Origin of the sequence: uncultured Sphingomonas sp. (genome assembly GCF_964235535.1) — a bacterium.
Classification (GTDB): domain Bacteria; phylum Pseudomonadota; class Alphaproteobacteria; order Sphingomonadales; family Sphingomonadaceae; genus Sphingomonas.
This window is the reverse complement of sequence record NZ_CAXSBH010000086.1, coordinates 1-5524: the sequence shown is the minus strand read 5'-3', so window position 1 is coordinate 5524 and position 5524 is coordinate 1. Positions and strand designations below refer to the sequence as shown.

Genomic DNA, 5524 nt, shown 5'->3' with positions numbered 1-5524 from the left:
CGGGGATCGCGCATCGGCATCCGAATAAACCGCGACGGTCGCGATCCCCATCCGCTTGGCGGTCCGCATGACCCGGCACGCGATCTCGCCGCGATTGGCGACCAGGATTTTCTTGAACACTAGTCGCTCCGACGTTGGCTGATCAGCTTACTAAAACGGCTAGTCAGAATAAAAAATCCGACGATGAAGATTACGATGACGACTGCAAATAGGATGATTGAGGTATAGCCAGCCCCTGCCAAAGTAGTCAGAAGGAACGTCGCACCTGATGTGAGGAGGATTAGTAAGCAGAAGCCTACCGCCAGCCTTACTGCAAGGTACTGCAGCCCGCTCACTCCGCCGCCACCCGCATCGGCTCCGCGCCGGCCATCTGCGTCAGCCCCAGCTTGGCGAACAGCGCCGCGTCCGCGCCGCCGCCCGCATTGCCCGCCGTCAACAGCTTGTCGCCCGTGAAGATCGAGTTCGCGCCCGCCAGGAAGCACAAGGCCTGGGTCGCGTCGGACATCGACTCGCGCCCCGCCGACAGCCGGACCATGCTCAGCGGCATCGTCACGCGCGCGACCGCGACGGTGCGGACGAACTCGATGTCGTCGATCTTGGCCATGGGCGTGCCCGCCAGCATGTCGCCCAGCGGCGTGCCGGGGACGGGCACCAGCGCGTTGACCGGCACGCTTTCGGGATGGCGCGGCAGCGTGGCGAGCGCGTGGACGAAGCCGACCCGGTCGGACCGCGTCTCTCCCATGCCTACGATCCCGCCGCAGCACACCGCGATCCCGGCGTCCCGGACATGGCCCAGCGTGTCGAGCCGGTCCTGGAACGTCCGCGTCGTGATCACCTCGCCATACTTCTCCGGCGAGGTGTCGATATTGTGGTTGTAGTAATCGAGCCCCGCCCCGGCCAGCCGTTCCGCCTGGGCCGGGGTCAGCATGCCCAGCGTCATGCACGTCTCCAGCCCCATGGCGCGCACGCCCGCCACCATCGCGACCACCGCGTCCATGTCGCGGTCCTTGGGGTTGCGCCACGCCGCGCCCATGCAGAAACGCTGCGACCCCGCGGCCTTGGCCTCCGCCGCGCTGGCGAGGACGGCGTCCACGTCCATCAGCTTGCTCGCGCCCACGTCGGTGTCGGCGTAGGCGGACTGCGAGCAGTACCCGCAATCCTCCGGGCACCCGCCCGTCTTGATCGACAGCAGCGTACAGAGCTGCACCTCGCCCGGCGCATGATGCACGCGGTGGACGGTCGCGGCGCGGAACAGCAGCTCGGTGAAGGGCAGGTCGAACAGCTCGGCGATCTCCGCGCGGGTCCAGTCGACCCTCACTTCGTCACCCCGGACTTGTTCCGGGGTCCATCGTTGTCCGCTCCCCGCATCGGCCCGGTCGTGCTCGACCATGGGCCCCGGAACAAGTCCGGGGTGACGGGATAGGGTATCGCTCATTCCGCCGCTTCCTCCACCGGTCCCATATTATGCCCCAGCAACCGGAGCACCTCGGCCGCCGCCTCGACCAGATTGGTGCCCGGTCCGAAGATCGCCTGCACGCCCATGTCGCGGAGCAGCTGGTAATCCTGCGCGGGGATCACCCCGCCCGCGATCACCTTGATGTCCGCCCGCCCCGCCTCGCGCAATCCCGCGATTAGTTCGGGGATCAGCGTCTTGTGCCCCGCCGCCAGGCTCGACGCGCCGACCACGTCGACGTCGCGCTCGACCGCCAGCGCCGCCGCCTCGGCCGGCGTCTGGAACAGCGGGCCGGGGACGATCTCGAACCCCAGATCGCCGAACATCGACGAGACCAGATTTGCGCCCCGGTCGTGCCCGTCCTGCCCCATCTTGGCGACGAGCATCCGGGGTTTGCGCCCCAGCCGCCGCTCGGTCGAGGCCACGCCCTCCTCCAGCCGCGCCCATTTCGGGTCGCCGCCATACGCGCCGCCATACACGCCCTTCACCGGCGTCGGTTGCGTGCCGTAACGCCCGAACACGTCCTCCATCGCCCGACTGATCTCGCCCAAGGTCGCCCGCGCCCGCGCCGCGGTGACCGCGAGCTCGAGCAGGTTGCCCGTTCCCCGCGCACCCTCGCGCAAGGCGTCCAGCGCGGCCCGGCAGGCGGGCTCGTCGCGCGCGGCCTTGACCCGCGCGATCCGCGCCATCTGCGCCTCGCGCACCGCGACGTTGTCGACGTCCAGGATGTCGATCGCGTCCTGCGTCTCCAGCTTGTATTTGTTGACCCCGACGATCACGTCCTCCCCCCGGTCGACGCGCGCCTGGCGCGCGGCGGCGGCCTCCTCGATCATCGCCTTGGGCCAGCCCGCCGCGACCGCCTTGGCCATCCCGCCCTCATGCTCGATCCGCTCGATCAGCGCCCATGCGCCGTCCACCAGCTGCTGCGTGAGGCTTTCGACGTAATAGGAACCGCCGAGCGGATCGACGACGCGCGTCATCCCCGTCTCCTCCTGCAACACGATCTGCGTGTTGCGCGCGATCCGGGCGGAGAAGTCGGTCGGAAGCGCGATCGCCTCGTCGAGTGCGTTGGTGTGGAGCGACTGCGTGCCGCCGAGCATCGCCGCCATCGCCTCGATCGTGGTACGCATCACGTTGTTGTAAGGATCCTGCTCGGTCAGCGAGACGCCCGACGTCTGGCAATGGGTGCGCAGCATCTTGGACCGCTCGTCCTTCGCGCCCAGCTCGGTCATGACCCGGTGCCACAGCACCCGCGCCGCGCGCAGCTTGGCGATCTCCATGAAGAAGTTCATGCCGATCGCAAAGAAGAACGACAGCCGCCCCGCGAACTTGTCGATGTCGAGCCCGCTCGCCACGCCGTACTTCACATACTCGCGCCCGTCGGCGATCGTGAACGCCAGCTCGTGAAGCTGCGTCGCCCCGGCCTCCTGCATGTGGTAGCCCGAGATCGAGATCGAGTTGAACTTGGGCATCTCGCGGCTGGTATAGCCGAAGATGTCCGAGATGATCCGCATCGACGGCCCCGGCGGGTAGATGTAGGTGTTGCGGACCATGAACTCCTTCAGGATGTCGTTCTGGATCGTGCCGTCGAGCGCCGCGCGGGGCACGCCCTGCTCCTCGCCCGCGACGATGAAGAACGCCAGCACCGGGATCACCGCGCCGTTCATCGTCATCGACACGCTCATCTTGTCCAGCGGAATGCCGTCGAACAGGATCTTCATGTCCTCGACCGTGTCGATCGCGACCCCGGCCTTGCCGACATCGCCCACCACGCGGGGATGGTCGCTGTCGTAGCCGCGGTGGGTCGCCAGGTCGAACGCGACCGACAACCCCTTCTGACCCGCCGCCAGGTTGCGCCGGTAGAACGCGTTGGACGCCTCAGCCGTCGAGAAACCCGCATACTGCCGAACCGTCCACGGCCGCCCCGCATACATCGACGCCCGCACCCCGCGCGTGAACGGCGCGAAACCCGGCAACCCCGGATCCTGCGTTACGTCGGCCGCCGTGTAGAGCGGCTTGACCGCAATTCCCTCCGGCGTGGCCCAGAGAAGGTCCGCGCCACGCACCTCCCTGGCCGCCAGCGCCTCCCAATCGGCGAGCGTAGGGTTGGTGGTCGGCTCCGGCAGGTCGCGCGGCGCAGGCGGGACGCCCGGGTCCTCGCCCGGCGCGGCGAGCGAAGCGTCGACGGTGGTGCGGTCGGTCATGCCCCCATCTCTACGCCACCCGGGCCCCGCTTCAACCCCGGCAGGCTCAAGCGCCCTTGAACGCGGGCCTTCGCTTCTGGAGAAACGCCGCGCCTCCCTCCGCCGCATCGCTGGTGCCGCCCGCGACACGCTGCCCCGCCGCCTCGCGCTGCAACGCCTCGGCATAGGTCCCGTCCATCGCCGCCGCGATGTTCCGCCGCATCACGCCCAGCGCCACCGTCGGCCCCGCCGCCAGCCGCTCGGCCAGCGCGAGCGCGCGGGGCATCAAGGCCTCGTCATCGACGCAGGCGTGGATCATGCCCCAGCCTTCCGCCTTTTCCGCGCCGATCTTCTCGCCCAGCATCATCATCTCGGTCGCTCGCGCCTTGCCCACCAGCCGCGTCAGCATCCACGACGCGCCGCCGTCGGGCACCAGCCCGATATTGACGAACGCCTGAAGAAAGTACGCCGACCGCGCCGCCATCACGAAATCGGCCGCGAATGCCATCGAGCAGCCGATCCCCGCCGCCGGCCCGTTCACCGCCGACACGATCGGCACATCCAGCTCCGCCAGCTTCATCATCAACGGATTATAATGCCGCGTGAGCGCCGCGTGAGATCCCTGCCCCATGCCGCGATCGGTTCGGGCCTGCAGATCCGCGCCCGAACAAAAAGCTCGCCCCGCCCCCGTCAGCAACACCGCCCGCGCCCCCTCCAATCGGTCGAGCGCGTCGTTCAGCTCGTCCGCCATCTCCAGGCCCGCCGCATTCAACCGCTCGGGCCGGTTCAGCGTCGCTACCAGCACCTCGCCGCGCCGCTCGGTCAGGATCGTCTCGTACTCGGCCACCATCATCTCCTACCCTGCGCGCCGCGCCCTCAGTGATCGCTCCTGGGCATCTCCATCAGCTCGACGAGCACGCCCCCGAAATCGCGTGGGTGGACGAACACGATCGGCGTCCCATGCGCGCCGATGCGCGGCTCACCCAGGATGGTCGCACCCTTGGCCTTCAGCTCGGCAACCGCCTCGCCGATGTCGGGCACCTCGAAGCACAGATGATGCTGCCCCCCGGCCGGGTTCTTGGCGATGAACCCTGCGATCGGCGACTTGTCGTCCAACGGCTCGATCAGCTCGACCTGCGTGTTCGGCGCATCGACGAAGCATACCCGCACCCCCTGCGCGGGCAGATCGAACGGCTCTCCGATCGCATCGGCGCCGAGCAGCGCGCGGTAGGTCGCGACCGACTGCTCGATCGAAGGCGTCGCGACGCCGACATGGTTGAGGCGGCCGAGGTTCATCCTTCGATTTGGAAGGGCGGCCGGATGCCAGTCCTCACTTCCTCGATCGTTTCCAACCGAATGAGCCTCCCATTCATTTGAACAATCGTTCCGACTACCTGATCGACCTTCCTGTTCGTGGCGGAAAGCTCCACGTTCAACTGCTCGACTTTGCTACGTAATAGAACAACAGACTCAATCGTCTTCATGGCATCGCCAAGCCAGCTCATGCGAGCAACCCGGCGCCACGCAGCTTCTCATCGATGTCGATGCGAAGCCGTTGTTGCCCCTCGATCGCACGATCAAGCGCGTCGTGCATCGCCGGAAGCGCCTCATCCAGCTCATGGATCAGCAGCCGGAAACGCTCCTCCTCGTTCAGTTCACGTTCCGCCACATACCGCGTCGTCGCTTCGCGGACGACATGGCCGACCGACATGCCGCTCTCTCGGGCAAAAGCGTCGAGTGCCGCCTTGTGATCGGGGGTGGTCAGAAAGGTGACGCGTTCGGTCTGCATCGGATCGCTCCTTCACATCACCTTATAATGTGTAGGCGTGAACATCACAACGGGATATTGTCGTGCTTCTTCCATGGGTTTTCCAGCTGCTTGCCCCTG

Annotated in this window: 6 protein-coding genes; all 6 read right to left on the bottom strand. The window is 67.2% G+C overall.

The window, feature by feature from the left end:
- Positions 1 to 120: biotin carboxylase N-terminal domain-containing protein (locus ACFE7F_RS15350; RefSeq protein WP_375404721.1), on the bottom strand; the 120-nt coding region annotated here is incomplete at its 3' end.
- Positions 121 to 331: 211 nt separating this feature from the next.
- A complete protein-coding gene (gene bioB / locus ACFE7F_RS15345) occupies positions 332 to 1318 on the bottom strand; it encodes a biotin synthase BioB (protein WP_375404720.1) in 987 nt (328 codons plus the stop codon).
- Positions 1319 to 1431: 113 nt separating this feature from the next.
- A complete protein-coding gene (gene scpA, locus ACFE7F_RS15340; RefSeq protein ID WP_375404719.1) occupies positions 1432 to 3657 on the bottom strand; it encodes a methylmalonyl-CoA mutase in 2226 nt (741 codons plus the stop codon).
- A 46-nt stretch (positions 3658 to 3703) separates the two neighbouring features.
- Positions 3704 to 4486 carry an enoyl-CoA hydratase-related protein gene (locus ACFE7F_RS15335; RefSeq protein ID WP_375404718.1) on the bottom strand — a complete coding sequence of 261 codons (783 nt, stop codon included), beginning with the start codon at positions 4484 to 4486 and terminating at the stop codon, positions 3704 to 3706.
- Positions 4487 to 4512: 26 nt separating this feature from the next.
- The gene (gene mce, locus ACFE7F_RS15330) at positions 4513 to 4932 is read right to left on the bottom strand and encodes a methylmalonyl-CoA epimerase (protein ID WP_375404717.1); all 420 of its coding nucleotides are present in this window, start codon (positions 4930 to 4932) and stop codon (positions 4513 to 4515) included.
- 205 nt (positions 4933 to 5137) lie between these two features.
- A complete protein-coding gene (locus ACFE7F_RS15325) occupies positions 5138 to 5425 on the bottom strand; it encodes a hypothetical protein (RefSeq protein ID WP_375404716.1) in 288 nt (95 codons plus the stop codon).
- Between the last annotated feature and the right edge of the window lie 99 nt (positions 5426 to 5524).